Annotated in this window: 21 protein-coding genes and 1 pseudogene; 19 read left to right on the plus strand and 3 right to left on the minus strand. The window is 41.4% G+C overall.

The annotated features are described in order from the left end of the window. Positions 1-72 precede the first annotated feature (72 nt). Positions 73-1,368 (plus strand): uracil/xanthine transporter, encoded by a 1,296-nt coding sequence (locus tag ACQKNS_RS09510; RefSeq protein WP_427642357.1) that lies wholly within the window; start codon positions 73-75, stop codon positions 1,366-1,368. 242 nt (positions 1,369-1,610) lie between these two features. On the opposite strand, the gene ACQKNS_RS09515 is transcribed toward ACQKNS_RS09510, so the two are convergent. After that, complete coding sequence (locus ACQKNS_RS09515) at positions 1,611-2,396, minus strand: response regulator transcription factor (protein ID WP_427642359.1); 786 nt, start codon at positions 2,394-2,396, stop codon at positions 1,611-1,613. Between the two features lie 605 nt (positions 2,397-3,001). Between ACQKNS_RS09515 and ACQKNS_RS09520 the strand changes: the two genes are divergently transcribed. From ACQKNS_RS09520 to ACQKNS_RS09550, 7 genes are all read left to right on the plus strand, one after another. Further along, positions 3,002-4,465: an aldehyde dehydrogenase family protein gene (locus tag ACQKNS_RS09520; protein WP_427642361.1), complete on the plus strand. Its 1,464-nt coding sequence runs from the start codon at positions 3,002-3,004 to the stop codon at positions 4,463-4,465. Positions 4,466-4,517: 52 nt separating this feature from the next. Then, on the plus strand, positions 4,518-6,833 hold the full coding sequence (locus tag ACQKNS_RS09525; RefSeq protein ID WP_427642363.1) for a stalk domain-containing protein: 2,316 nt from the start codon (positions 4,518-4,520) through the stop codon (positions 6,831-6,833). Between the two features lie 439 nt (positions 6,834-7,272). Further along, positions 7,273-7,527, plus strand: coding sequence for a heterocycloanthracin/sonorensin family bacteriocin (locus ACQKNS_RS09530; protein WP_427642365.1), 255 nt, complete (start codon positions 7,273-7,275; stop codon positions 7,525-7,527). 149 nt (positions 7,528-7,676) lie between these two features. Next, positions 7,677-9,626: a putative thiazole-containing bacteriocin maturation protein gene (locus tag ACQKNS_RS09535; RefSeq protein ID WP_427642367.1), complete on the plus strand. Its 1,950-nt coding sequence runs from the start codon at positions 7,677-7,679 to the stop codon at positions 9,624-9,626. Beyond that, positions 9,623-11,566: a TOMM precursor leader peptide-binding protein gene (locus tag ACQKNS_RS09540; RefSeq protein ID WP_427642369.1), complete on the plus strand. Its 1,944-nt coding sequence runs from the start codon at positions 9,623-9,625 to the stop codon at positions 11,564-11,566. Before ACQKNS_RS09535 ends, ACQKNS_RS09540 begins: the two co-directional genes overlap by 4 nt. A 23-nt stretch (positions 11,567-11,589) precedes the next feature. Beyond that, on the plus strand, positions 11,590-13,158 hold the full coding sequence (locus ACQKNS_RS09545) for a SagB family peptide dehydrogenase (protein ID WP_427642371.1): 1,569 nt from the start codon (positions 11,590-11,592) through the stop codon (positions 13,156-13,158). 203 nt (positions 13,159-13,361) lie between these two features. Further along, positions 13,362-14,792 (plus strand): PLP-dependent aminotransferase family protein, encoded by a 1,431-nt coding sequence (locus tag ACQKNS_RS09550; RefSeq protein WP_427642373.1) that lies wholly within the window; start codon positions 13,362-13,364, stop codon positions 14,790-14,792. Between the two features lie 55 nt (positions 14,793-14,847). Here the strand turns inward: ACQKNS_RS09550 and ACQKNS_RS09555 are convergent, their stop codons facing one another. After that, the gene (locus ACQKNS_RS09555; protein ID WP_427642375.1) at positions 14,848-15,060 is read right to left on the minus strand and encodes a hypothetical protein; all 213 of its coding nucleotides are present in this window, start codon (positions 15,058-15,060) and stop codon (positions 14,848-14,850) included. Between the two features lie 308 nt (positions 15,061-15,368). On the opposite strand from ACQKNS_RS09555, the gene ACQKNS_RS09560 reads away from it, so the two are divergent. Beyond that, positions 15,369-15,563, plus strand: a complete 195-nt coding sequence (locus ACQKNS_RS09560) for a hypothetical protein (protein ID WP_427642377.1) — start codon at positions 15,369-15,371, stop codon at positions 15,561-15,563. A 257-nt stretch (positions 15,564-15,820) separates the two neighbouring features. Then, positions 15,821-16,270 carry a YfmQ family protein gene (locus tag ACQKNS_RS09565; RefSeq protein WP_427642379.1) on the plus strand — a complete coding sequence of 150 codons (450 nt, stop codon included), beginning with the start codon at positions 15,821-15,823 and terminating at the stop codon, positions 16,268-16,270. Between the two features lie 93 nt (positions 16,271-16,363). On the opposite strand, the gene ACQKNS_RS09570 is transcribed toward ACQKNS_RS09565, so the two are convergent. Then, positions 16,364-17,242, minus strand: a complete 879-nt coding sequence (locus tag ACQKNS_RS09570) for a MurR/RpiR family transcriptional regulator (RefSeq protein WP_427642380.1) — start codon at positions 17,240-17,242, stop codon at positions 16,364-16,366. A gap of 304 nt (positions 17,243-17,546) precedes the next feature. Between ACQKNS_RS09570 and ACQKNS_RS09575 the strand changes: the two genes are divergently transcribed. The 9 genes and pseudogenes from ACQKNS_RS09575 (at position 17,547) to ACQKNS_RS09615 (ending at position 26,393) form a co-directional block, all read left to right on the plus strand. Then, a complete protein-coding gene (locus tag ACQKNS_RS09575) occupies positions 17,547-19,133 on the plus strand; it encodes a PucR family transcriptional regulator (protein WP_427642382.1) in 1,587 nt (528 codons plus the stop codon). Between the two features lie 536 nt (positions 19,134-19,669). Next, positions 19,670-20,311 (plus strand): aspartate/glutamate racemase family protein, encoded by a 642-nt coding sequence (locus ACQKNS_RS09580; protein ID WP_427642384.1) that lies wholly within the window; start codon positions 19,670-19,672, stop codon positions 20,309-20,311. A 3-nt stretch (positions 20,312-20,314) separates the two neighbouring features. After that, a complete protein-coding gene (locus ACQKNS_RS09585) occupies positions 20,315-21,871 on the plus strand; it encodes an OPT/YSL family transporter (RefSeq protein ID WP_427642385.1) in 1,557 nt (518 codons plus the stop codon). A gap of 13 nt (positions 21,872-21,884) precedes the next feature. Then, complete coding sequence (locus ACQKNS_RS09590; RefSeq protein WP_427642387.1) at positions 21,885-22,934, plus strand: DUF917 domain-containing protein; 1,050 nt, start codon at positions 21,885-21,887, stop codon at positions 22,932-22,934. Positions 22,935-22,948: 14 nt separating this feature from the next. Further along, positions 22,949-23,890, plus strand: coding sequence for a DUF1177 domain-containing protein (locus ACQKNS_RS09595; protein WP_427642389.1), 942 nt, complete (start codon positions 22,949-22,951; stop codon positions 23,888-23,890). Then, entirely contained in the window at positions 23,887-24,552 is a 666-nt protein-coding gene (locus ACQKNS_RS09600; RefSeq protein ID WP_427642391.1) for an AroM family protein, read from the plus strand. The genes ACQKNS_RS09595 and ACQKNS_RS09600 overlap by 4 nt, the downstream gene beginning before the upstream one ends. 120 nt (positions 24,553-24,672) lie before the next feature. Beyond that, positions 24,673-25,182, plus strand: a pseudogene (locus ACQKNS_RS09605) (EamA family transporter); the annotation flags it as partial. Between the two features lie 54 nt (positions 25,183-25,236). Beyond that, positions 25,237-25,470 carry an EamA family transporter gene (locus tag ACQKNS_RS09610; protein WP_427642393.1) on the plus strand — a complete coding sequence of 78 codons (234 nt, stop codon included), beginning with the start codon at positions 25,237-25,239 and terminating at the stop codon, positions 25,468-25,470. Between the two features lie 2 nt (positions 25,471-25,472). After that, the gene (locus ACQKNS_RS09615) at positions 25,473-26,393 is read left to right on the plus strand and encodes an aminopeptidase (RefSeq protein ID WP_427642394.1); all 921 of its coding nucleotides are present in this window, start codon (positions 25,473-25,475) and stop codon (positions 26,391-26,393) included. Positions 26,394-26,452: the final 59 nt, after the last annotated feature.

Below are 26,452 nucleotides of genomic sequence, written 5' to 3' on the forward strand. Positions count from 1 at the left end.
CCTTTTTCAAGGGAAGGGCAATGAAATTCACCATGGGCTTCAAAAGTATCATGTTCAAAGGAGATGGAATCTATGAAAAGTTGGAGTTCTTCTGTGACTCTATTTTCTTCTTTTCAATGGTTGTTTTTTATTTTTGCAAATACGGTAGTAGTGCCCATATCGATTGGAGCAGCTTTTGATCTTCCTCCCAATGTCACGGAAATGACCATGAGAAGCTCGCTCATCTTCACTGGGATCGCTTGCGTGTTTCAGGGGTGGAAGGGGCATAAGTATCCACTCATGGAAGGTCACTCCGGTCTATTGTGGGGAGTGATGTTGAATTTGGGGTTATCAGCACCGTCCATAGGGCTCGGTTATGCTGAGATAGGAGGGGGAATTGCTACTGGCCTCATTGCAGCTGGCATCGTGACCCTCATTATTGCTGCCTTCAACCTGATTTCCTATGTCCAGAAGATTTTCACTCCCATGGTCATGACGGTTTATTTATTCCTTCTGACATTCCAGCTCATCTTTGTCTTTTTCAAGGGGATGCTGGGGATTACGGAGAATGGGGAAATTAATATCCCGGTCAGTTTCCTATCAGTGGGGATTGTACTTTTAGTAAGTATATTAAAGATAAAAGGACCAAGGACCATTAGCAATTTCTCCATATTGATCGGAATCATGGTGGGATGGATCTTTTACGAGCTGCTATTTCCGGAGGCCGGGGGAGAAATGGGATCGACGGGTTCCGCTTTTTCACTTTTCCCATTAGGTGCTCCAAACCTGGAATTCGGGATAATAGCGATTTCCTTTTTTGCAGGATTACTGAATTTGTGCAACACATTCGCTTCCATCCAAGCCGCATCGGAATTGATCGGCGATGAAGCTGAACACAAGCAGTATCGCAATTCTTTATTCATGACTGGCGGTTTTACCATTTTCGCCCCGTTGCTTGGCCTTGTTCCGTATACACCTTTTACTTCATCCATCGGGTTTTTGCAGAGCACTCAAATCTATGAGCGGAGGCCCTTCTTGCTTGGAGGCATGTTATTGACCATAATTGGGCTCATTCCCCCTTTCATCTCTTTCCTGGCCACCATGCCGATAACCGTCGGGAATGCCGTATTGTTCGTTGCGTACCTTCAGCTGTTCGGAACGGCTTTCAACAGCGTCAAGGGCCAGCATTTCACTTCAGACACGATATTCAGGCTTGCCGTGCCCGTATTGATTGGCGTGAGTTTGATGAATATCCTGCCTAGTGCATTTTCGAATGTTCCCACGCTTTTACTGCCATTTTTGACGAATGGGCTCATAATGGGCGTATTGATATCGATCGTGCTGGAAAAATCGGTGAACTGGAATCGTTATGAACAACTAGAGAACTAATTGGAAAGAGTGATGTGTGGAAATCCTATTAAGCACAAAAGGTAACTTCTTATAAAAGATTCTATACATGAAGAAATGCCTGATTGGTCACGGCAGTACATAAGTGAATCTCCCATCAATAAGGGGCAATCTTTATAATAACGATTTTTTCATTGTAAATGACGAAGAAAAAAGTTACTTGTAAGGCAATTAATATGAAAACCAGAAGGGTGTTGGGGACCTTCTGGTTTTTTTGATTGTGTTTAAGGTTTAACAATTTTATAGCATAGACTTGTTCGATTTGAGACATCAAACTTTCTATAAAGATTTTGCAAATGTCTTTTTACTGTATTAACACTAATGAATAGTTCGCTGGCAATGGTGATATTGGTATGCCCTTTTAGAACCAGTTGTAATATTTCTGCTTCTTTTAATGTTAAATCTGGTTGTTTGAGATCTTGGGAACTGGCCAGGTTCTTATTTTTCAAAGGATTAATTAGGTTTTCTTTGAAAGCGCTTACAGTGTGATTGGGGAAATCACTTGTTTTTTGCGATAAGAACCTGGAAATAACCTCTAGACACATAATATCGGATGTACTAAAAGGCTTCTCCTTTTTGGATCTAACGAAGTTCAGAAAACCTTTAATACTGTTTTTATCATATAAAAAAACACCCACATCATAATAAAATCCATATTTTAGCATGAAATCATTGTAGTATACACTTTTTTCATATAATTCAGGAGGAAGTAAATCAAGGTTTTTTATAACAGTCTGTTTACTAGCTTTTTGCATGGTATATTTTGGTACTAGCAAATCTAATTGATAAAAGTTATTAAGATAATCATCCATAACATTTTTATCTATATTTAACGTAATAGGTTCGAACAAGTCATTATTATCATCACATAACCAAAAAATAGATTGGCAGTAACCGAATAAATTTTCGAAAGTCTGCAGTACTTTTTCACGGAAATTTTCATCGGAAAAGGTGATTTCATCCATAAAAGATAAAATTTTTTTGTAGCTGCGGTTAGACATTTCCTTCATAGGCTTTCCTCCATGTTAATTTTTTTTGATTATATAACATTTTAAAATAAAATGAATTACTTTTTGATATAAAATGACCCATTTGGGTAATAGTAAATTTTCTGATTTTTCTGGATAATATAAAAATACTTACATGTAATTGTTAATAAATTAGAAAGGCTTTTTAAAATTAACCTAAGGAGATGAAAGAAACCGCAGTGTGTGAGGTAGGAAGATAAACATCTCCTTATCAAAATTGAATAAGTGGATGCATAGTACAATTTTGATTTTGATTTAAGGTTATTTGAAGGAGAGTAATGTTTATTTGTATAACATTTCTGTGACGGTTGATGAATTTTTGTATGTTTTTGTGTTGAAACGCTAACTCTTGCTGAAATAGAAGCACTATAAATGAGCATATTTCAGCCTGCATTACTTAAGAGTTCATCATCCGTGTTTAAAAACCATAAAAATGTAATCGCTTTCCAACGCTGCGTGTAAACAAATTAGGAGATTTTAGCTTATTCAAGATATGCATCACATAAGGAAACCTAGCAATCTATGTCTTTTAAAATTGGTTAGTCTTTTCGAAGTTTGATCAAAAAAATAAATAAGAGGTGGAGAAAATGAAAAAATATCAACTATTTATCGATGGAAAATGGATAGATTCACTCTCAGGAGAAACATTTGAAACGATTAATCCTGGCACAGGAGAAGTTCATGCCCTTGTTTCGCAAGGGGGCGAGGAAGATTTAAACCATGCAGTTAAAGCAGCTCGAAAAGCGTTCGTATCCGGACAATGGGCGACTATGTCTCCTAGTGACCGAGGTAGACTTCTGTATAAAGCAGCTCAGAAAATGCGGGAGAATTCAGACTTTTTAGCGGAAGTAGAATCAAAAGATAATGGTTTACCAATCAATGAAACCAAGCATATAGCGCTTCCCTCTACTATAGATGTACTGGAGTTCTATGCAGGACTTGCAAATAAGGTTCAGGGCGATACATTAGCATCACCTCACAATCGTTTCAACTACACACTAAAAGAACCATTAGGTGTAATTGGCGCCATTGTCCCTTGGAACTTTCCTTTAATGCTGACGATGTGGAAATTAGCTCCTGCTTTAGCTGCTGGAAATACAATTGTTATTAAGCCAGCAAAAGAAACATCTACAAGTATTTTAGAACTGGCTAAACTGTTCCAAGAGGCCGGTATTCCTGATGGGGTGATTAATATTGTAACCGGTCCAGGTTCAACCGTGGGATCTGCTTTAGCTTCTCATCCAGACGTCGATAAAATTGCTTTTACGGGGTCAACGGACACGGGTCGCTTAATTATGCAAGCAGCTACAAAAAACTTGAAACCGGTTTCTTTAGAACTGGGAGGGAAATCACCTAACATTGTATTTGACGATGCCGCTCTTGAAGATGCAGTTAATGGAGCGATGTTCGGCATTTACTTTGCACAAGGTCAAGTTTGTGCTTCTGGTTCTCGTTTATTTGTCCAAGAAAGTATTTATGATAAATTTATGGATCTTTTTACTAGTAAAGTACAATCAATACGGGTAGGAAATCCCCTTGAAGAGACAACACAAATGGGTCCGCAAGTTTCCGCACAACAGTTAAAGACGATTGAAAAGTATGTAGCGGTTGGTCTTGAAGAAGGTGCGGAATTAGTGACAGGTGGCCAAAGAGGCAAGAAAAATGGATATTATTTCACACCTACCATCTTTGGGGATGTAACCAACGCAATGAAAATTGCACGTGAAGAGATATTTGGGCCAGTTGTGTCGGTTATTCGCTTCAAAGATGAAGAGGATGCTCTACGACAAGCAAATGATACCATTTACGGTTTAGCTTCAGGGATATGGACCAGTGACTTAAAAAGAGCTCACCGTATGGCGCGCGGTATCCAAGCAGGAACTGTCTATGTGAATACGTACAGTATGCTAGATAGCACAACTCCTTTTGGGGGAATGAAACAAAGCGGATTTGGTAGAGAGTTAGGGGCACAAGCCATGGATATGTATACACAATCAAAGAGTGTATGGATTGATTTAGGTGAAAAAGGCTTAAATTGGTACGGTGGCTAAGACTATATTTAGCTAATGAAAGTTAAAAATAAAAAATGAAAGGAAACATTCTATGAAAACAAAGCAAAGAACTTTCAAAGCAGCAATTATTGTAATGACTGCACTAACTTTCATAATCTCTCCTAACTCACTAATCCATAATAACCATGCTTCTGCTCATGGCGGTGAAGTGGAATTAATTAAGCTAGAAACAGCTTTAGAAGGTACTGGTGCAACTGTTAAATCTGATTTTTGGAGTTTTTTTACAAAGAAAATCACCATTGAAAAAGATGATACGGTCGTAAAAATAAAACCTGATTCCGATAAAGCGTATATTAATGGAAAAGAGATTACACTGGAATCAAACGTGATAGAAAAAGGTGAGAAAATCTACGTAACTCATCATTTTGTGAATGAAGTTCTCCCTGATATCAAACAAACAGCTAAAATAAAAGAAGCTTATCATCCTTTAGATCCTTTAACTCCTAAAGAAATTAAAGCGGTGGTTAATGTAATCAAAGAGGCAGGGAAATATAAAGATACTCTTCGTTTTACAGAAATTACACTGAAGCTTCCCGAAAAAAAGAAAGTGTGGGAGTGGGAGTACGATAAAGAGAAAAAAGACAACGCATTTACAAGAAAAGCAGAGTTCATTGCTTTGAATGGCAAACAAGTTATTGAGGGTGAAGTGAATATATCATCAAAAAAACTAGTTTCATGGAATGAAATGGACGGCGTTCATGGCATGTTAATCCTAGATGATTTTGCTACTGTTCAAGGAGCCATTGAAGCAAGTGAAGACTATGCAAAGGCGCTAAAAAAGCGGGGGATAGATGACCCTAAAAAGGTCGTTGCGACCCCTTTGACAGTAGGTTATTTCGATGGTGAAGATAAATTGGAGCATGATAAGCGTCTATTGAAAATAGTATCTTATTTGGATACAGGGGATGGTAATTTTTGGGCGCATCCAATTGAAAATTTGGTCGCTGTTGTAGATCTTGAAAAGAAAGCGGTTATTAAAATAGAAGATGAAGGTGTCATTCCAATCCCGATGCAATTAAACGCATATGATGGAAGAGATTATGAGAAGAAATCCGATGCAAAACCGCTAAATATTACTGAGCCTGAAGGCAAGAACTATGAAATAAAAGGTAATACGATTAGCTGGCAAAACTGGGATTTCCACTTGCGATTGGATACTCGGGTAGGACCTGTGTTATCAACCGTTACTTATGATGACCATGGAAAAAAAAGAAAAATTATGTATGAAGGGTCGCTGGGTGGGATGATCGTTCCTTACGGAGATCCTGACGTTGGCTGGTACTTCAAATCCTATTTGGATGCTGGTGAATATGGAATGGGCACATTAACTGCACCGCTAGAACTTGGAGCTGACGTACCAGAAAACGCCGTGCTGCTAGATGCAACAATTGCAGATAACTCGGGCAATCCTTACGTTATTAAAAATGCGATTGCAGTATTTGAACAATATGCCGGGCCAGAATATAAACATGCCGACCTTGCGACATTTAAAGAAGAAAATCAAAGCCGTGAACGCCGTGAATTAGTGGTCCGCTGGGTTAGTACAATAGGAAACTATGATTATATCTTTGATTGGAAGTTATCACAAAATGGAGTAATTAATATTGATGTAGGAGCATCCGGTATTGAAGCAGTAAAAGGCGTTAAATCAAAAACAATGCATGACAAAACTGCAAAAGAGGATACAAAATATGGTACTCTGCTTGATAATAATATTGTCGGAACCACACACCAGCACATTTACAATTTCAGGCTTGACCTAGATGTTGATGGCGAAAGTAATTCCCTAATGGAAATTAATCCAAAGGTAGAAAAAAATCAAGAGGGCGGTCCACGCAAAAGTGTTATGGTAACAGAAGAAAAAACAGTAAAGACGGAGCAAGAGTCGATTCAAAAATTTGATTCTTCCACGATTCGGCTGTTCAGTAATCTTAATAAGGAGAATAAGGTAGGAAATCCAGTTTCCTATCAAATCATCCCTTTTGCAGGAGGCACTCACCCGATTGCCAAAGGAGCCTTATTTAGTGATGATGACTGGCTTTTTAAGCGAGTTAACTTTATGGATAAGCAGTTGTGGGTCACAAATTATGACCCGGATGAGCGATATCCGGAAGGTAAATATCCGAACCGCAGCAAAACAGATACAGGATTAGCACAATATTCGGCAGACAACGGTTCGATTGACAATACAGATAATGTGGTATGGATGACCACAGGTGCAACTCATGTAGCACGAGCTGAAGAATGGCCAATGATGCCAACGGAATGGGTACATGCCATGTTAAAACCGTGGAATTTCTTTGATCGCACTCCAACATTAGACTTACCAAAAGAAAATTCAAAGTGATTAAATAAAGTCCTTGCATAAGTTTGTGCAAGGGCTTTATTTTGGTTCCAAGCGCGATTGAATTCATACATTATTTGTTTGGGGCAGCATCGTAATTCATGGATGAAAAGGATATTGAGGTTCTAAGTTCTAACTTGTACAAGTTGATAAGCTAGCTTTTATCCTAGGCTTGCCAACTTAGTTCCAGGTTCTTACAGATTTGTTCGAAGTTTTTCATTTGTACCAAGCCACATAATTAATATAGTGATTATCCTGTTTCCGTCTTGAACCGTTTTAAGGAGATTCAAGGAAATTAGGCGCTTTATTCAGTGGCAATACCCACTCCCCTGACATAATTTGTTGGAGGGAATACTTGATATGGTGTTAAATTCCCTGACCATTTCGTTCAGGTTTCCGGTTCTAGGCACTACCTTAAAAAAATAGACGGAGGTTATATAAAATGTATGAATTTCAAAATCAATTGCAAAATCTGAATGTAGATGATTTCCAGGTAACTCAGCCAGTTCCTTGGGATCAAAACCAGTACAATCTGGATGATTCGTCCCGACAATTCATTGGTGTGGGTGGCTGCTTCGGCTGTTTTGGCTGTTTCTTGTGCTTTGGTTGCTTTGGTTGCGGAGGTCGCTGCGGTCGTTGTGGTCGCTGCGGTGGATGCGGACACTGCGGCGGTCGTTGCGGACGTTGCGCCGGTTAAGTATCCAGGTTTTCTAAAGGAAGTCCCTGCATGTGCAGGGACTTTTCTTTATAGCATGAGACATAAGGGACAAATTGTCGTACATAGGATTAAAGTGAAGTGCTGTGCTAAAAGCAGTACTTAGAATGCATCGGGTTAGGAGGAGCGGAATGGTGAATTTGACCCCTTCTATGCGTTTGAAAGTGAAAAGGGATACGTTTTTTCTTCCGGAACCGAACAGAGGTGTGTATTTCAGGAATAACATAAGTTCGTTCCGTATGGAGGGCAGCTCGATCGTCCAGTGGATAGAAAAGTTATTACCGATGTTCAACGGGAACCATACATTAAGCGAGTTGACGGACGGATTGCCTGACCCATACCGGAACAGGGTGATGGAAATTGCCGAGGTTTTGTACGGTAATGGATTTGTTCGGGATGTAAGTCAGGACAGTCCCCATCAATTAAGGAATCAAGTTCTTGAAAGGTATGCTTCACAAATCGAGTTCCTGGAAAGCTGCGGCGATTCCGGGGCTTACCGTTTTGAAACGTATCGAAAGAAAAAGGCGTTGGCTATAGGCTCTGGCCCATTGTTCCTTTCATTGGTGTCCTCGCTGATGGAATCCGGATTGCCCGCATTCCATATCTGCATTACGGACACGGTACCGACCAATAGAAAAAGATTGAATGAAATCGTGGCGCATGCGCGTAAGACGGACGACGAGGTTTCCATAGGGGAGGTTGTGCTTGAAAAGGGGGAGGAGATTGAATGGCAGGAGATCGTGCAGCCTTTTGACTCCATATTATATGTGTCACAAGAGGGGGATATAGAGGAGTTAAGAGAACTTCATTCGGTTTGCAGGCAAGGGAAAAAAATACTGTTTCCTGCATTGATCATCAATCAAGTAGGCATGGCTGGTCCGCTTGTCCATCCGGATTCCAATGGGTGTTGGGAGTCAGCTTGGCATCGTTTGCATCAAACTGAACTGGAAAAGGATCAGGCACCATCTTCCTTTTCCGCCACAGCCGGAGCGATGTTGGCCAATATAATGGTATTCGAATGGTTTAAAGATGCTGCTGGCGTAACGAAAGCAGAACAAGCCAATCAATTTTATCTGTTGAATATGGATACAATGGAGGGAAAATGGCATCCGTTCATTCCCCACCCGGGAGTGACGGGAAAAGGGACTGCTGCATGGATTGAAGATTTTGATCTTCGGCTCGAACAGAAATCGGAACCGAGTGAGCCGGGGAAGGTGTTTATGTATTTCAGCCGGTTGACGTCCTCGGAATCCGGGATCTTTCATCGTTGGGATGAGGGAGATTTAAAGCAGCTGCCGTTGGCACAATGCCGCGTTCAGGTTGTTGATCCGCTATCGTCTGGTCCGGCCGAACTGCTGCCCGAAATGATCCGTTCAGATTTGACGCATGAGGAAGCGAGAAGGGAATCAGGTCTTGCAGGAGTTGAAGCATATGTATCCCGATCACTCAGCCAGCTTGTTTCGGCTCTTCCGCCTCTTCAGGGGGCAGGCGATATAAAGGAATCCGTCGGTGTCGGAGCGGGGGGAACATTCGCTGAATGTGTTTGCCGTGGACTGCAAAGCAGTTTGGATAAAGAGTTTGGGAATAAGCGGTTCAACCAGGAGAAACTCGTGACGGTGCAGTTGGCTGAAGTGGAGGATGAGCGCTGCAGGTATTATCTACAAGCGCTGACCCGGCTGCAAGGAGAACCGATCATCGCGTTGGGTGAGGAAGTGTCCGGTTTCCCGGTGGTTTGGGCAGGAACGAGCGACGGCTGGTCCGGAGCTGTCGGTTTGAATGTAACGATCGCATTACGGAATGCCTTGCAAAAGGCCGTCATGAAAATCCAAAACCAAACCGTTTGCTTAACAGATCCAGGTATAGTGGTATCGCCCGTTCTTGAGGAAGAAAGGATGCCCCGGAAACTTGTGATTCCTTCATGCGAGGTGAAAGGGAATTCCGAACTAGTACAGTCTGCCATTCAAGTATTGAAGAAGAACGGTAAGCGGATCTGTGTTTTTGAATTAAATCTGGAACCTTTCTTGAAGGAAGAAATGGCAGGAGTGTTTGGGGTGTTTTTGCGAGGGGAGGAATCAGGGTGAAAACTGACGTATTGGTTGTCGGGGAAGGAGTTTTGGCCGACCATGTTCATGGGGACCTGTCCGGCCAATATCAGGTGAATCGCCAAACCGATTTCGAGGCAGGAATACCGCAAACGACGGCTATGGTCCTTCTGCTGCAAGATGCCTGGAATCCAGCTGTCCATTTAGAGGCGGAAGAGGTGATAAGGCAAGCGGGGATTCCATGGCTGCGGGGGTTCGTATCATTTGGAGAAGGAGTGATAGGGCCATTGGTGCGCCCGGATATTCCTGGCTGCTCACAGTGTGCGGACCAAAGGCATCTCATGGCCGGGCGTGATCGAAAAGAAATGTGGGAAATCCGCAAACAGCTGGAGGAAAATGGGGGAATGGACCGTGATGCGGCTGCATCACGCACGGGCCTTTTACAGATGGCCCATGTGATTTGTGCGGAGGTAAACAAGGCGATGAACGGAGAATGCGCCCGTTCGGAAGGGCGTGTATCGATCATCAACTTGAAAACGCTGAATGGCTCGTGGCACTCATTTTTACCAGATCCATTGTGTCCGGTTTGCTCAACATTACCTGAAGACTCGAAGGAGCGTGCCAGGATTTCGCTGCAGCCAAGTCCGAAAATCAGTCCCGACAGTTACCGCACCCGTTCAATGGAGGAGCTGAGTGAAGTTCTGGCCAAGGATTACTTGGACCATCGCACAGGTTTCTTGAATAATAAAATGATAGACCTTGTGCCGCCATTTGCCGATGTAAGTGTTAATTTGCCTTTATTCATAGGAGATGAGGGGGCGGCAGGACGTACACTCTCATATGAGGTCAGTGAGATGACTGCCATATTGGAGGGGTTGGAACGGTATTGCGGAATGGAGCCCCGCGGTAAACGGACGGTCATACATGACAGCTACAATAACCTTAAAGATTTTGCGCTCGATCCGATCATGATAGGGGTGCACTCGAAGGAAAATTATGCACAGCGGGATTTCCCGTTTCAACCGTTTAATCCTGACCGCTCGATAGATTGGGTGTGGGGCCACTCATTTTTGCAAGAGCGGCCGATCTTGGTTCCGGAATTGCTTTCCTATTACAGCTTGGGCTGCGGTCATGGGTTTGTCTATGAAACTTCCAATGGCTGTGCTTTAGGTGGAAGTTTGGAGGAGGCCATTTTCTACGGCATCATGGAAGTGGTCGAACGTGATTCGTTTCTTCTGGCCTGGTATGCGCAGCTGCCCCTCACACGGCTTGACCCATATTCTGCTAATGACAAAGAACTTGAGCTGATGATTGACAGGGCAAGGGCGGCTGCGGGGTATGATATCCATTTGTTTAATTCGACCATGGAGCATGGTATCCCGAGCGTATGGGCGTTGGCGAAAAACAGGAAACAAAAAGGATTGAATATCATATGTGCGGCAGGGGCCCATCTGGACCCGATCCGGGCCGTGAAAAGCGCGGTCTTCGAGTTGGCTGGCATGATGCTGACACTTGACGATAAATTGGAAGAGAATCAGGATGAGGTTGAGAAAATGCTGCATGATTCCTCACTGGTACGGAAAATGGATGATCATGGCATGCTGTACGGTTTACCGCAAGCCGAAGAGCGACTGCAGTTTCTTCTGGATGATGACCGCCCGATGCGAACATTCTCTGAAGAATTCGGGGAAAAGGTGAACCGTCCGGACTTGACGGATGATTTGCAGGATATCCTTCAGGCGTTTCGCCGATTGCAACTCGAGGTGATTGTGGTGGATCAGACGACACCGGAAATTGCACGTAATGGATTACATTGCGTGAAAGTGCTGATACCGGGGATGCTGCCGATGACATTCGGCCATCATCTTACCCGCATAACGGGGCTTGAGAGAATACTGAAGGTTCCGATGGAACTTGGATATGCTGAACGGCCGCTTGAATTCGAACAGCTCAATCCGCATCCGCATCCTTTTCCATAAGCGGTGATTTAGGAGGTTGGAGGATGAGTCTAGAGGCATTTTTACACAATTTGCATTTTGATATCGAAAAGGCAAGTCCGCCGGATTGGGAAGTGGATTGGGACGATGCACCGCTGACGTATAAGCTTTACCGTGACTTGCCTTTTTTTCCGCTATCACTGGAGGTGCCGCTGACGCTGGAGGGGGGCAGCGTGCCTTCAAAACAGGATCTCAAAGGAATCGGTCATTTCCTCTGGTATGCATATGGCCTAACCCAAGTCAGTCAGGTACCGAGATCATCGGAATCCGAGGATCTCATGCAGTCATTCCGGCGTTTTCCGCCATCAGGGGGAGCTTTGTATCCAAGCGAATTGTACGTGTACTTGAAGATGGAGGGATTGCCTGCTGGTGTATACCATTATGATGCGGCACACCACCGGCTGGTTTTGCTGCGGGAAGGGAATTTTGATTCATATATAACCAAAGCTCTTGGTGAAAACGTTGATATGTCCGCCTGCTTTGGCTCGGTTTTTGTATCGACGATGTTTTGGAAAAACTTCTACAAATATAATAACTTTTCATACCGTCTGCAAGGTCTGGATGCAGGCGTGCTTCTTGGACAGTTGCTCGAAGTGGCGAAACGGTCTGGAATCGCCGCTGGGGTGTGCTTCCAATTCCTTGATCGGGCCATTAATCATATGCTCGGGCTTTCGGAAGAGGAAGAGAGCACGTATGCGGTGATCCCCTTATCGGGAGAACCTTCTTTTAGTTTTAGTGAAGAAAGGAGTATGCACCGACCTGTCACTTCAACGGAATTATTACAGGAATTGACGGATATTCAGCCTGAACACTATGTTCGGTCGCAAAGAATCAGGGAATTTCCAATGCTGACTAAGATGAATGATGCATCCATGATTGAATCCACCCAATCATTCCGGCGGATCAGTCCGAAGAATGGGGCGAAATCCGAAGGACATATTGTAGCCCTTCCTATCGTGAAGCGGTTGTCCTATGACTTGGCATCCGTTTGCCGGAAGCGGTTTTCACCTGAAATGGACTTCGTACTCGGGAAAGTCAGTCAATGGCAGCTGGCTTCTCTCCTGCAGGAGGCAACCGCTTCGTTCTCCTATCGAAATGACTTGGATGGAAAAAACGAGAACAACGAACATCGCGTTTCATTATATGCTTGTTTGTATAATGTGGAAGACATTCAAGATGGTGCATACCATTACGACAGCGCGACACATTCATTACAACAGATACAATCAGGAGATCAGCGGCTCCGATTGCAATACGGAATGTCCCTCGATATCATGAATTTTCAGCAAGTGCCGATCTGCATACATGTAGTTGGAGAGCGGGACCATTTCAAAACGCAACTTGGATATAGGGGATACCGCATCCAGCAAATGGAGGCGGGGATGCTCGTACAGAAATTACTGCTAGCGTCGTCAGCCCTCGGAATGAACGGGCACCCCCTGCTCGGGTTTGATGTGAATATGTGTGATGAACTTTATAAGATAAGCGGTCCGCAAAGGAAAACGAGCCTGATCCAAATCCCGATCGGACACTATCAGGATCGCCCTTGGCTGAAGGGGAGCCTGCATAGTTGAAAAAGATGAAACGAAAGCTTCCATTCATTTAAGGAATGGGGGCTTTCGTTTTTATTTTGCAGGACAGTTTTTATCCTAAAAGTGCAATAATCCCGGCTGAAGATTATACTGAATAAAAGGTTTTACTGCTTTTGGGAATGAATAAGTTTATAAAGTTATTCATGTAGTACGATTTTGACTAAACATTTTAAAGGATGTAGCTTATGGAATGGAAAACTGACAGAAAATCCAAGAAGCCATTATATAAACAAATAGCCGCTTACATCGAGAGCGGCATTGCGGATGGAACATTTTTATTGGATAAGCCGCTGCCGTCTGAACGCTTCTTGGCAAGTGAACTGGGAGTTAACAGGAGCACAGTTGTTGCGGCTTATGATGAATTGGAAGCCAATGGACTTGTTGAACGAATCAAAGGAAGCGGAACGATGATCAGCAAGGATATCTGGGGAATTACACGAAAACGTATACCTAGCTGGAATCGATATATTGAAGCGGGTTCTTTTTTGCCCAATATGCCAGTAACCCAAAGAATACGCAAAGAGACGGAAGGGCATAACCTTATTAACTTAGCTAGCGGAGAGCTTTCAGAAGACTTATTTCCAGTTCAATCCTTACGTGAAATCATTTCTAATAGGTCCTTCATTGGCAGTTTGGGTTATGATCACCCTCAAGGCAATGCGGTTTTGAGGGAAACGATAACCCAACATGTTAAACAGTATAGGAGAATTGATACACATCCATCTTCCATACTCATAACTTCTGGTGCACAGCAAGCCCTGCATCTGGTGGTCCAATGCTTGTTAAAGCCAGGAGATGCCGTTATTTTGGAAGATCCATCATATAGTTACAATCTTCCCATCTTTCAATCCGCGGGGCTAAGGATTTTTCCGTTACCAGTTGATAAAGATGGCATCAACCCGGAGGATTTACTGGAACTCCATAAAAAACATCGGATCAGGATGATTTTTTTGAACCCTGTATTTCAAAACCCTACAGGAACTGTCCTTCATATCAACCGTCGCAAACGGATCCTGGAACTTTCATCCGATTATGGAATACCGGTCATAGAAGACGATCCGTATAGTTTAACTTCCTTTGCCGGTGAAGAAATTGCCACTCTTAAATCGATGGACAGCAACGGAAATGTTTTATATATAAGCTCCTTGTCAAAAATTGTTGCATCCGGTTTAAGAATTGGGTGGATTATCGGACCGAAACCCGTTATAGAGAGACTATCTGATGCTAAGCAGCAGGTTGACTTCGGACATGGCTCATTCACTCAATGGATAGCGAATGATTTTTTTGAATCAAAGTATTTTCCTGTCCATATTGCCTACTTAAGGGGGCAGCTGGAAAAAAGAAGGGATGCAATCGTTTCGGGTCTTCATGAATTCCTGCATGAAGAAGTTGAGTATTATTCGCCAAATGGCGGAATTCATTTGTGGTGTAAGCTGAAGGTGCCATTGAACGAAATAAAGTTACTGGAGGAATCCATCAAAAGAGGGGTCATCTACGTTCCCGGTTCAACATTAGGTACAAATAAGGGATATGTACGCTTTACTTTTGCAAGGGAAAATGAGGATTCCATTCACGAAGGCATCAAAAGGTTTGCAGAGGCTGTAAAAAGTTTATAATACTTTGGTTTGATATTCTTAGACTGTAGACAAACTGGATGAACATCGAGTTTGTCTACAGTTTTTTAGGGGTTAGTGCAATATGAAGGTTGATTTCCACTCCAGGCACTCGCTTTCCGCGGGCGGTCCGTGAGCCTCCTCGACGCTTCGCGCCTGCGGGGTTCCCCTGGACACGCTTTCCTGCAGGAGTTCGCGCCCTCCGTTCCACTCCACTTAGTTTTAACTTTTGGATAGTACCCTTTTGCCTAAATTCATTGAATAGGATCATGTTTTAGAAAGCCTCCTCATCTCTAAAACAATAGTCTTTGCACTTTTCTATGTATATGAACGGAAAAATTCTGCAAGTGGATGGTGGAAATTTCACTTAATTGGATGGTCCTAAAATTGGCTGTTCTTTTATTATAGAGAAGTAGGGTTTTCTACTATATTTACGATGAGTGATAGACCTGGCAGTTTAATTTTGCCCTGCCAATCAGGAACGATTTTTTGTGTAGTTTCACTGCGATATACGATGAGAATCGGAATAATTTGAAATGGCTCAAGGAAATGGATAATGATATGGGGAGGCGTTGAATCATGACGATAAGTATAATAATAGTTGTGGCCATTAGTTTAGTTGCCCTGATTGGCACCCTTTCGTTAGCGGGGAAGAGTGATAGTGATTATTCTGCATCAACAAGAGGGAATTTGCTGAACCTTAGTTATATTTATATGGGTCTTGCCCTAATATTAACTGTGGGCATCATCTACTTCGTAATAAAATTAACCTAAGCTATCACGTGAATGATTGCTATAATAGCCTATCAAAATGCATGGATATAGGCTTAATTGTATAACACTCATGTTTGTATGGATGGTTTACAAGAATACTCTATTTGTGGGGAAATGTGAATTTGTTCACAAATGTGACGGAAATGTGAACGGAAAGAGTCTGAAAGAAACACGGCAATAGAATGGTCAATTCAAAGAAAAATGGACCGCCTCTTTCAATGGATCATGAATTTATAACGTAGCGGAGATGATGAAATATGACAGTGCCTGTATTGATTTTGACAATTATCTTAAGTTTGCTTAAATTATTGGTTACCTGCCTTCCAACCGATGCAGTGAATTGGATTTTGAGTAATTTTAAAATACATTCGGAAATTAGTGACGCGCATGCAATCGTAACCTTTGATGGAAATCGTTTGGAAGGGGAAGAAAAAATTCAAGTAATTGATTATTTTAACGAAGCTAAGTTTTTGAAAAAAAATCATATATTCCCAGGGAACGAGCAATTGTTTTTACATCCAGAGAACAGTGGGATTCCAATAATGATTGATACTAAAAGAGGAAAAAACGATGTTCGATTATTTGTGTACATTTACAACGACCGCGTGGATGTAGTCAAACAGTACAAGAATAAAGTAGTTTCGTATAGTCTTCTTTCCGAGAGGCTCCAAGAACGTACCATGCCTGCAATAAGGAATTTGGTTTAAAAGGAACAGATAAAGTGGACTGCACCCCAATTGCTAGTAACACAAAGCAATTGGAGATGCAGTTTTTTGTATGATTCGTGATGTACGTTTGAGTCAGTCGTTCTCGGTCAATACCTTTAAAGTCTTTTCCCTGATGCTGATCCTGTTTTTATAATCTTTAGCGACCAACTCTGTATATATTAAATCAAATAGTAATAGCAGCGGAAGCAATGGAGAGATGTTTTGCCCCATATGCATGCTGTTCTTGCTCGTGACCAATAACGATATATCGCCAAGCTGTGAGAGCTCGGAATTTTTATCTCCAGTAAAGATCAAGATGCGTGAGCCTTGCTTCTTTGCAATTTTAACGGCTGAAATCACTTCTTTCGTTGTTCCGGAAATGGAAATGCCGATGACAACGCTATTCGCGTTACTTAAAGCTGCATCCATCATTGACTGGTGGGGGTCTGTAATAGCTTCGACAGTCAAGCCGATACGGAAAAACTTTGACTTGAACTCCTGGGCCGCTATACCTGAACTCCCTATTCCATAAACATGAATCTTATTTGCTTGTGTAAGGTAAGATACAGCTTTTTGGATATCGTCATATGTGGTTATATGAAAGGTATTATCAATGATACTTAAGTGATCTTGATACAGTTTAGCGAAATAGTCCACCTGCTTGATGTTCTTCATATTTTTCGGTGTATTTCGGAGGTCCACGAACCTTTTTAACTCATGCCTGAACTCATTGAAGCCGGAAAAGGCTAGTTTCTGGCAAAAACGCGTAATGGTTGCCGGTGAAATATGTAGCTTTTTAGCGATTTGACTAATGGTTAACTGACTTACTTCTTCAGGGCGCTGCAGAATGTAATGGGCCAATTCTTCTTCTGTTTTGGTGAATTTGTCCATGCTGCACTCAATGCCATATATAAGGTTTTCTGCGAGATATTCCATTCGATCACCCATTTCAAGTTTCTTATATGTATACATAGTTTAATGTATCCATTAAGGACGTCAATAACCTGATGATTGTTTAAAGGGTTGTTGCAACAGTCATAATAGTAAAATAAGATATTATCCATTCCCATCTCCCCACTATTCGATCAATTTGTGCCAGTGACATTTGGTTCGTAAGATTGAGGCACCGACTTAATTTTTGACCCTGCCGTACCTTTGGAAAGCTGAATCGTCTATACTTAAGGAAAAAAACGAAAGGCACTTAATGATGAAAAGGGACTTTCTCCTTCTTAGACCGGAGGTAACAACAATCTAGTTTCTTGAAAGGGGCAGAACAATGAAAATCTCGGATGCTTTAAATATTGGTGAACTCGCAACTGGAACAGTCATTGCTGGCAGAAAGGGAATAACACGCGAGATACTGTCAATCGAGGTTATGGAAGTACCAGAAGTAGGAAGTTGGGTCATGGGAGGAGTCCTCATGATGACGACTTTTTACTCTGTTAAAGATGATTATCAAAAGCAATGTGAAATCTTAAAAGCACTAATAGAAAAAAATGCGTCAGGTCTGGTAGTTAAGTTAGGTCGGTTCGTTAAACAACTCCCAAAAGAAATGATCGAGTTAGCGGAGGCTCATTCTTTTCCGATTATATCACTCCCCACAAATGTATCTTACATTAATGTGTTAACTCCATTATATGAAAAGCTCTATGAAGAAAAGAAAAAAATGAAACAAAACTTATTAAACCCCTTCCATTCTTTTATAGAAGAGGAGTATGCTACTGTTTCGGACGCCATTGAAAGTATATCGGATATCTTGGAATCTCAAGTCTATATAGAGAATTGTGAAGGGAGATTGTTATACTGCACTCAGAAGTTTTCACCAGATGGATGGAGAAAATCCAAATTGTTATTATCCAAACCTGCACATTCAAGATATAAAGAGTTAATAGATGAATGGAGTATTGAATTAAAACAATGTACGCTTAAACGAATGAAATTTTCAGATCAAAAAAATCGGTTGATCGTTCCTCTGATTTCTAAGAATAATGTATTCGCTTTCATTCATCTTCCTTATAAAAATCAGTCCGAATTTAGTGAAATTGAATCTCAGAATGTGAATGGCTTGATTCGAAAACTTTCCGAAACCGTAATGAGTGAGCAATTAGAATTGCAAAAAGAACGGATAAAGGATTTAGAAACTTTAGAATCGCTTTCTCATAACAATTTAGTGAATGATGATGCGTTTTATACACTGTTATTTTTCACAAGAAAAGACCTCGAACCTTCATTTTTTTCGCCATCGACCTTAATGGATGGTAATGTTTTAATTCGAAAAAAAATAAAGGAGTTGGTAGAAAACCTCCCGTTTGAAAAAAATATCGTATTTGAAAAGAGCAGTCATTTTTTTTCACTTGTCCAAAACCCAATTAATAATCAAAAAGTATTGGCACAATTAACAGTGGCTTTTCAGTCTGCAATGCCAGATTCTTCTATTGAAGATATGCATATTTCAATTAGTGCACCCTTCCAAGATTTAAAAGATCTTGATGAGAAGATTAAATCTGCAACGAAAATCATGGAAATGGGTCTGAAATTTCGGCCTAACGAAAAGATTTACGCTTATGACAAGCTGGGAATTTACGAAATTCTTATCAATATGAGTAACGATACATATGCTGTTAAGTATGCAGAAGAGGTACTAAAGCCGCTCGCAAACCACGATGGACATTTGTTAGAAACATTAATTGTATTTTTAGATACCAATGGAAACGTAACAAGAACGGCTGAAAAGTTATATATACATCGAAGAACTATGACCTATCGCCTCCAGAAAATCAAAGACCTCATAAATATGGAGCTTGATGATCCAGAAAATCTTTTTATTTTACGTTTTTGTTTGAAAATGAAAGAGTTATCATAGTGAAAAAAAGTCGGGTATCACCCGGCACACACTGTAGACAAACTCGATGAAAAGTCAGTTTGCCTGCAGTTTTTTAATTAATAAACGTTACAGTTGATTTCAGAAATCCGCTCTCTTTCCGCCGACTGTCTGCCCAGCCCCACCAAAGCAAGCGTCTGTGGGTCTCGGCTAGCCAGTTATTAGGCAGGAGTATCGCAAATTTCTTCAGTCTAATGAAGTTTCACCGGTATAAACAAGTAAAAAACATGAAGGATAATCAAGTGTTCCTTAAAATCATGGTTTTGGGGAGAGACCATTCGAACCTTCTTTGTCGACAAACTGAGTCGGGTTTCACCCGCCTTTTTTTTATGGATTCGTTTTGGTCGCTCTGTATAAGGTCAAGAATGCGCAGGAATAATAGGAAACGTAACGCAATGAGAATTTCTACAAAAAGTTAATTGTGAGAATAGTGGGAAAAAACCAAATAAAAAGTTTTCTCACTTTATGCATACAGATTAATAGTTTGAATTTTTATAATATAAATAGGGAGGGGTACTATGTTAGGTATTATTAGGGTTTTAACAACTGAAGATGAAAATGTTCTTCTGGAACACGGGAAGAAAATGCATGAATATGCAGGGGTCCAATCAATCACACACTGTATACAGAATCAACCGAACGGAATATATGATGACGAATCTGAGCAAGAGGCAAACCCGAAAATTATCCAGCTGGCAAAAGAGATGGAAGAAAAGTTAAAAGTGGACGCCATTACCATTAGTTGTGCAGCTGACCCGGCAATTGAAGAATGCAGAAGGGCTGTCAACATTCCTGTATTGGGGGCTGGTGCGTGTGGTGCCCGCTCAGCTTGTATGGTCGGAAGTAAAGTAGGGGTCATCGGAATTACGGAAAAGCCTCCAGGCCAAATTATAAAAGAATTAGGTGAACATTATCATTCCTATGCATTTTCTGAAAAGTTAAGGAAAACGACAGATTTATTGGAAGAAGGTGCAAAAGGAGAATTAGTGAATGTAGCGCAAGGTTTGATCGATTCTGGTGCAGACGTTATTTTATTTGCTTGTACAGGATTTTCTACAATTCGTTTAAAGGATCATTTTCGGCAAAATTTAACTGTACCTGTAGTGGACTTAGTTGAGGCGCAAGCAATTGCTTATCAATTACTTGGACAAGGAGGGTAACCAATGAATCAAAAAACCTTTGACCTATCGTTTATCGTTTTTTCCATTGTCATTGCCGTTTTTGGGGCAATCGTAGGTATGCAGCTAATTACAACACTCGGAATTACGCCAAATACATCAATCATCGGTGCCTTAATTGCGATGTTAATCTCACGTATTCCATTGCAAATGTTCTATAAATACAAGTTGCTGGATAACCAGAACTTAGTTCAAACGACAATTTCCGCAGCAACGTTCGGTGCGGCAAACAGTTTATTAATCCCGATTGGGTTACCTTATGTTTTAGGAATGCCTGACCTAATCATCCCGATGTTAATTGGTGCCGGGATTGCATTATTTGTTGATGGTTTCATTCTTTATAAAGTATTTGACTCGAATTTATTTGGTTCGAATGAGGCTTGGCCTCCGGGTATTGCTACAGCTGAAGCTCTTAAAGCAGGTGATGAAGGCGGACAAAAAGGGAAGTACCTTGGATTAGGTATTTTAGGTGGTCTTGTAGGTTCATATTTTGCTATTCCAATGTCTGCTTTTGGTGTCGCTTTCATAGGAAATATATGGGCCCTCTCCATGTTTGGGATCGGTTTGTTATTGACAGGTTACTCCAGTGCATTGTTTGGTGTGGATTTAAATGCGTATTACATCCCACACGGAATGATGATTGGCGGTGGTATTGTGGCATTGTTCCAGTTCATATATGTTTTTGTGTCTTCCAAGAAGAAAGTGGTGCGGGATACAGATCACGAATATACGCGAAAACAAGTGGATGTAAAAAAAGGGTTTGGATTAGGTTTCCTACTTTATATTGCGGGGGCTACCCTTCTTGCAATCATGGGCGGAATCATTAGCGAAATGCCTGTTTGGCAGATAGCGTTATTTGTATTATACGCTGCTCTAGCAGCCTTAATACATGAAGTCATTGTAGGGATTGCAGCCATGCATTCAGGATGGTTCCCAGCGTTTGCCGTTACGTTAATCTGTCTTATCATCGGTATGCTGATGGGGTTCCCGCCAGTTGCTTTAGCCTTATTGACAGGATTTACTGCGGCAACGGGACCTGCTTTTGCTGATTTGGGGTATGACTTGAAAACGGGTGTACTGATTCGCGGAAGTGTTGGGTCTGCTGAGGAGCTTTTCGGACGCAGACAACAATTTAAAAGTGCAATGATCGGATTTGGAGTAGCAATTGTGATGGTAGTCATTTTTGCGGATTCATTTTTCTCCCAGGACTTGGTTCCTCCAGTTGATCGGGTTTATGCAGCGACCATTGAAAAGGGTGTCACAGGAAACGTCGGCATGTTGTTATTCTTATGGGCCATTCCCGGTGCGATTATCCAGTTAATCGGAGGTCCTAAAAGACAAATGGGAATCATGCTTGCGACAGGATTGTTGATTACCAATCCGATTGCAGGCTGGGCAGTCATAATTGGAATCTTGATCCGGGTCATTATCTTGAAAGTTCGTGGTCCAGAAGCTGAAAATGCGATGTTCACGACTGCGGCAGGATTTATTGCGGGAGATGCTTTGTATAGTTTCTTTACATCTATTTGGAAAGTTCGATGATGAGGTGAAAATAATGGCAAAAAGAATTTTGACAAAACAAGATGCAATAAAAGCAGTATATGGCGGTTGTATTTTAGGAGGCGGAGGCGGGGGCTGGATTTTAGATGGACTTCAAAAAACAGAATCTGCTTTTGAAGTTGGTTCGCCTACACTTATAACGATTGATGAACTGCAAGATGAGGATTATGTTGTTTGTGTTTCCTTAGTGGGTGCACCTTCAGCAAAAGAACAATATGTTGATTCCCAACAACTTGTGGAAACGGTTCGACGAATGCAAAAGGAATTTCCACATCCAATCAAAGCAATCATGACGAATGAAAACGGGGCATCCACTTCGATAAATGGCTGGTTGCAAGCTGCCGGCACCGGTTTACCGGTTCTTGATGCTCCTTGTAATGGAAGAGCACATCCGACTGGTTCGATGGGTTCATTGAATTTATCGGAAGTCGAAGGATATCAATCACTGCAATCCTATTCAGGAGGAAAAGCAGATAACAAAGTTGAGGGGTTTGTTTCGGGCGTCTTAGACAAATCATCCAATGCTGTTAGATATATGTCCGTTGAGGCAGGCGGAATGGTTGCAGTTTGCAGAAATCCAGTAACAATGGGGTATGTAAAAAATCACGCTGCGGTTGGCGGTATTACACAAGCGATAGAGCTCGGCAACGCATTCCTTTCAGTACCTGAGGGACCAGAGAGAATTGAAGCAGTTGCATCGTTTTTAAAAGGCCGCGTCATCCATTCTGGAAAAGTACGTGCATTTAACATGAATCAAACTGGAGGATTTGATGTTGGGGTAGTGATGATTGATGATTTGGAGCTGACTTTTTGGAATGAGTATATGACAGCTGATATGAATGGAGAGCGTAAAGGAACATTCCCTGATCTAATTATGACGTTTGATGCAAAAACCGGACTTCCTCTGGTAAGTGCCGAAATTCAAGAGGGACAGAGTATCGCCGTTCTTTCAGTACCGAAAGAAAACTTGAAATTAAGTTCTACGATGTTTAATGAAAAACTATTAAAAGCGGTGGAACCTATTATTCAAAAAAATATCATTTAAAGGAGAGATTAAGAATGTCTTTGAAATATACGATGGAAGTTATGGAACTGCTGGATGATCCTAAAATAAACGGAAAGATGGTAATTGAACTTTTTACGGAATTTTCCCATGTTGAAGCATCTTATCAAACAGTGGCAGGTGATAGCGGGTCAACGGACTTTATTAAAATCCTAGTAAAAGGTGCTGAAGGAAAATCAACTGGAGGAAATGCTCCTTCATTAGGGATTGTCGGGAGACTGGGAGGATTGGGGGCCAGGCCTTCCCGTATCGGATTCGTATCTGATGGGGACGGGGCAGCCGCAGCCATTACAGCTGCTCTAAAGCTTAGCCAAATGGCTGAAAAAGGTGATCGACTTCCAGGGGATGTCTATATCACGACTCATATTTGTCCGGATGCTCCAACAATACCGCATGAACCTGTAGTTTTCATGGGCTCGCCTGTCGATATCTTCACGATGAACCAGTATGAAGTGTTACCGGAGATGGAAGCTGTATTATCAATTGATACAACAAAAGGAAACAAAGTATTCAATCATCGTGGCATTGCTCTTTCACCAACAGTAAAAGAAGGGTATGTATTGAAGTTCAGTGATGATCTAATCCGAATCATGGAGATGACAACAGGAGATTTACCAGTCACATTTGCTGTGACAACTCAAGATATTACACCTTATGGAAACGATGTATATCATATCAACAGCATTTTACAGCCAGCGGTTACGACGGATGCGCCAGTTATAGGACTTGCGATAACAGCAAAGACTGCGGTCCCTGGATGCGGAACTGGTGCAAGCCATGAGGTGGATGTGGCGCAAGCCGTTCGTTTTAGCATCGAGGTTGCTAAAGAATTTACAAGGGGCGAAATTGAATTTTACGATCAAGCGGAATTTCAGCATCTTGTGAATTTATACGGATCGATGAAGAAGCTGCAAACATTGGGAAGTACAGCAAAATGACAAAGAAATCTGTTGGTGTCTTGACGATTGGCCAGTCACCAAGGGTTGATGTCACACCTTCCATTCAACATATTTTAGGGAACACAGTCGATATTGTAGAAGCTGGAGGTCTCGACCGAATCAGGGATGATGACCTTTATTCCATTACACCTGATAAAGGTGAAGTGACGTATATTTCTAAGTTAATAAACGGGCAATCAATTAAAATAGGAAAATCAAAATTATTACCGTTATTGCAAGAGGAATTAAACAAATTGGAAGAGCAAGTATCTGCTGTCATCATGCTCTGTACAGGAGATTTTCCAACAATACTAAATAAAAAACCATTAATTTATCCTGATAAAATATTAAGCCATACCGTACAAGCCATTTTATCGAAAGGAAAACTTGGATTAGTCATTCCATTAGAAGAACAAAGAAATACTTTAACCCAAAAGTGGAAAAGCACTGGGGCAGAGCCTTGCGTAGAAGTCGCATCACCTTATGAAGACAGTGATATAAAAAGGGCTGCTCAAAAGTTGAAAAATCAAGGCGCAGAGCTCATTGTCCTTGATTGTATGGGATATAACGAAACACATAAAAAAGAAGCCATGGGGGGAAGCGGCTTACCTGTTCTTCTTCCCCGGACCTTAACTGCACGCATTGTTGCAGAATATTTATAGGAGAGGTGATCCGGTTTTCCGGATCTCTTTTTTCTGAAATTTAAGGAGAAGAATGCAAAAATGCTTATCACGGCTCTATTCCTTTTAAGTCTTCTATGGGGGTAAACGTTTTATTTAAAAAAATTGCTTCTCCCTGATTTGCATCCTCTTTCAATTGTGTTTTATCGCTGTTTTTTTGGAATGATTGCGTTATTACCCTTTTTTGTATGGAAAAAATCAAAAAAAGATTTTCAAAAAGTTCCTGCTCTCTTACTTATAACATTAATAAGTGCAGGAATTCCATGGGTCTTCATGAGCTTAAGCTTAAGAGGGCTCGATACGACTATCGGTGGGGTGCTGAATGCATCAGGTCCGATAGACGGGATTGTATGGAGTGTGTTAATTTTTAAAGCGACTGTTACTCGGCAGGTTTTATGGAGCGTAGTGATTGGATTCGGTGGAATCTGGGATGAATGGAAGCGCTCCAGTCCATTTTGGGACAGCAGGACTGCTTTTAGTGGCAGTTTGTTTCTATTCCATGTCTGCCGTGCTTTCTGCGAAGTATTTGAAGCATTGTTCCCTTATCACGCTTTCATTTATGACGATGCTTGTAGGCAGCATTTACTCTGGCATATTCATGATGTTTGTTGAGCCAAAAAGTTTTTAGCATTTCAATGATTTGAAACCATTTTTACTGTTCATTGTTTGGGTATGGTCATCTCAGGGTTCGGGAACGTTTTATATTATTATTTAGTTAAATCAGGCGGGGCACTTTTTGCATTGCTGGTTACTTATTTGATGCCGATCATGACCATTCTATTAGGTGTTCTGTTTCTTGAAGAAAAGGTAAACGGCGGTATACTCTTTGGATTGTTGTTTGTGTTTACAAGTGTTTATATGATGAATAAAAAAATGTTTAAAGAAATGGGGAGAGAATAAGCATGAGCGAGTTAGACACTATTGTTGCAAATATCATGGCAAATAATTTAAATGTCACTATAGCTGATTCCATTTTAGTATTAACGGATTATAGTACCTCATCATTAGCAAAGGAATTCAGGAATGCTTTATCAACAAACGGGTGGAGTGCTTCTTTTTATGAAATGGAAGATCGAAAGAAATCAGGAGAAGAGCCGCCGGAGGAAGCTTCTGATGAGATGCTGAAACATGATATTGTCTTTTGTTTAACAAAACATTCCTTAACACATACAGTAGCACGGAAAAATGCGAACCTTCACGGCATAGGTGTGATTACAATGCCGGGAATTACGGAAGATATGTTTTTACATGGTGCAATAAATGCAGATTATAAACGAGTGGAAAAAGAAACATTAGCAATGACGGAAAGGTTATCACAAGCTGAAAAACTAATCATAAAAACCGGAAAAAACCAGTTAACCATACCGCTGCATATGAGGAAAGGCGTTCCAAGTACTGGCGTTTTCAAGGAGAAATCCGCTTCAGGTAACTTACCTTCAGGTGAAGCCTATATTGCCCCTGTGGAGGGCGAAGCAGAAGGAAGAATTGAAATTAATGGGTCAATTGCAGGTATTGGGCTTTTGGAAAAGCCGATCGTTTTAACGATTCAAAAAGGCAAACTTGTCGAAGCAACAGGTGAAGCGGGGAAGAAATTGCTCTCAATGCTTGGGGATGGAGATGGAAGATTACTTTGTGAGCTGGGAATCGGAACAAACCATGCTGCAAGAGTAACCGGTAATATTCTGGAAGATGAAAAAGCCTACAATACGATTCATGTTGCTTTCGGTTCAAACCATACCTTTGGAGGCACTATTAAATCAAATGTTCATATTGACTGTGTAACGGTAAAGCCGGAAATGGCATGGATATTCCCTGGAATTTGAAGAATCGAGGCTTTGAATCCAGATAACAAAAGACCCAAACTGTTGCCAGTCTGGGTCTT

This window comes from Peribacillus sp. NPDC094092, assembly GCF_050279365.1.
In the GTDB taxonomy this organism is placed as follows: Bacteria; Bacillota; Bacilli; order Bacillales; family DSM-1321; genus Peribacillus.

Bases quoted from the DNA above. Each gene is read 5' to 3' on its own strand.
- ACQKNS_RS09510 (WP_427642357.1), top strand. From the start codon at position 73: ATGAAAAGTTGGAGTTCTTCTGTGACTCTATTTTCTTCTTTTCAATGG.
- ACQKNS_RS09515 (WP_427642359.1), bottom strand. From the start codon at position 2,396: ATGAAGGAAATGTCTAACCGCAGCTACAAAAAAATTTTATCTTTTATG.
- ACQKNS_RS09520 (WP_427642361.1), top strand. From the start codon at position 3,002: ATGAAAAAATATCAACTATTTATCGATGGAAAATGGATAGATTCACTC.
- ACQKNS_RS09525 (WP_427642363.1), top strand. From the start codon at position 4,518: ATGAAAACAAAGCAAAGAACTTTCAAAGCAGCAATTATTGTAATGACT.
- ACQKNS_RS09530 (WP_427642365.1), top strand. From the start codon at position 7,273: ATGTATGAATTTCAAAATCAATTGCAAAATCTGAATGTAGATGATTTC.
- ACQKNS_RS09535 (WP_427642367.1), top strand. From the start codon at position 7,677: ATGGTGAATTTGACCCCTTCTATGCGTTTGAAAGTGAAAAGGGATACG.
- ACQKNS_RS09545 (WP_427642371.1), top strand. From the start codon at position 11,590: ATGAGTCTAGAGGCATTTTTACACAATTTGCATTTTGATATCGAAAAG.
- ACQKNS_RS09550 (WP_427642373.1), top strand. From the start codon at position 13,362: ATGGAATGGAAAACTGACAGAAAATCCAAGAAGCCATTATATAAACAA.
- ACQKNS_RS09555 (WP_427642375.1), bottom strand. From the start codon at position 15,060: ATGATCCTATTCAATGAATTTAGGCAAAAGGGTACTATCCAAAAGTTA.
- ACQKNS_RS09560 (WP_427642377.1), top strand. From the start codon at position 15,369: ATGACGATAAGTATAATAATAGTTGTGGCCATTAGTTTAGTTGCCCTG.
- ACQKNS_RS09565 (WP_427642379.1), top strand. From the start codon at position 15,821: ATGACAGTGCCTGTATTGATTTTGACAATTATCTTAAGTTTGCTTAAA.
- ACQKNS_RS09570 (WP_427642380.1), bottom strand. From the start codon at position 17,242: ATGTATACATATAAGAAACTTGAAATGGGTGATCGAATGGAATATCTC.
- ACQKNS_RS09575 (WP_427642382.1), top strand. From the start codon at position 17,547: ATGAAAATCTCGGATGCTTTAAATATTGGTGAACTCGCAACTGGAACA.
- ACQKNS_RS09580 (WP_427642384.1), top strand. From the start codon at position 19,670: ATGTTAGGTATTATTAGGGTTTTAACAACTGAAGATGAAAATGTTCTT.
- ACQKNS_RS09585 (WP_427642385.1), top strand. From the start codon at position 20,315: ATGAATCAAAAAACCTTTGACCTATCGTTTATCGTTTTTTCCATTGTC.
- ACQKNS_RS09590 (WP_427642387.1), top strand. From the start codon at position 21,885: ATGGCAAAAAGAATTTTGACAAAACAAGATGCAATAAAAGCAGTATAT.
- ACQKNS_RS09595 (WP_427642389.1), top strand. From the start codon at position 22,949: ATGTCTTTGAAATATACGATGGAAGTTATGGAACTGCTGGATGATCCT.
- ACQKNS_RS09600 (WP_427642391.1), top strand. From the start codon at position 23,887: ATGACAAAGAAATCTGTTGGTGTCTTGACGATTGGCCAGTCACCAAGG.
- ACQKNS_RS09615 (WP_427642394.1), top strand. From the start codon at position 25,473: ATGAGCGAGTTAGACACTATTGTTGCAAATATCATGGCAAATAATTTA.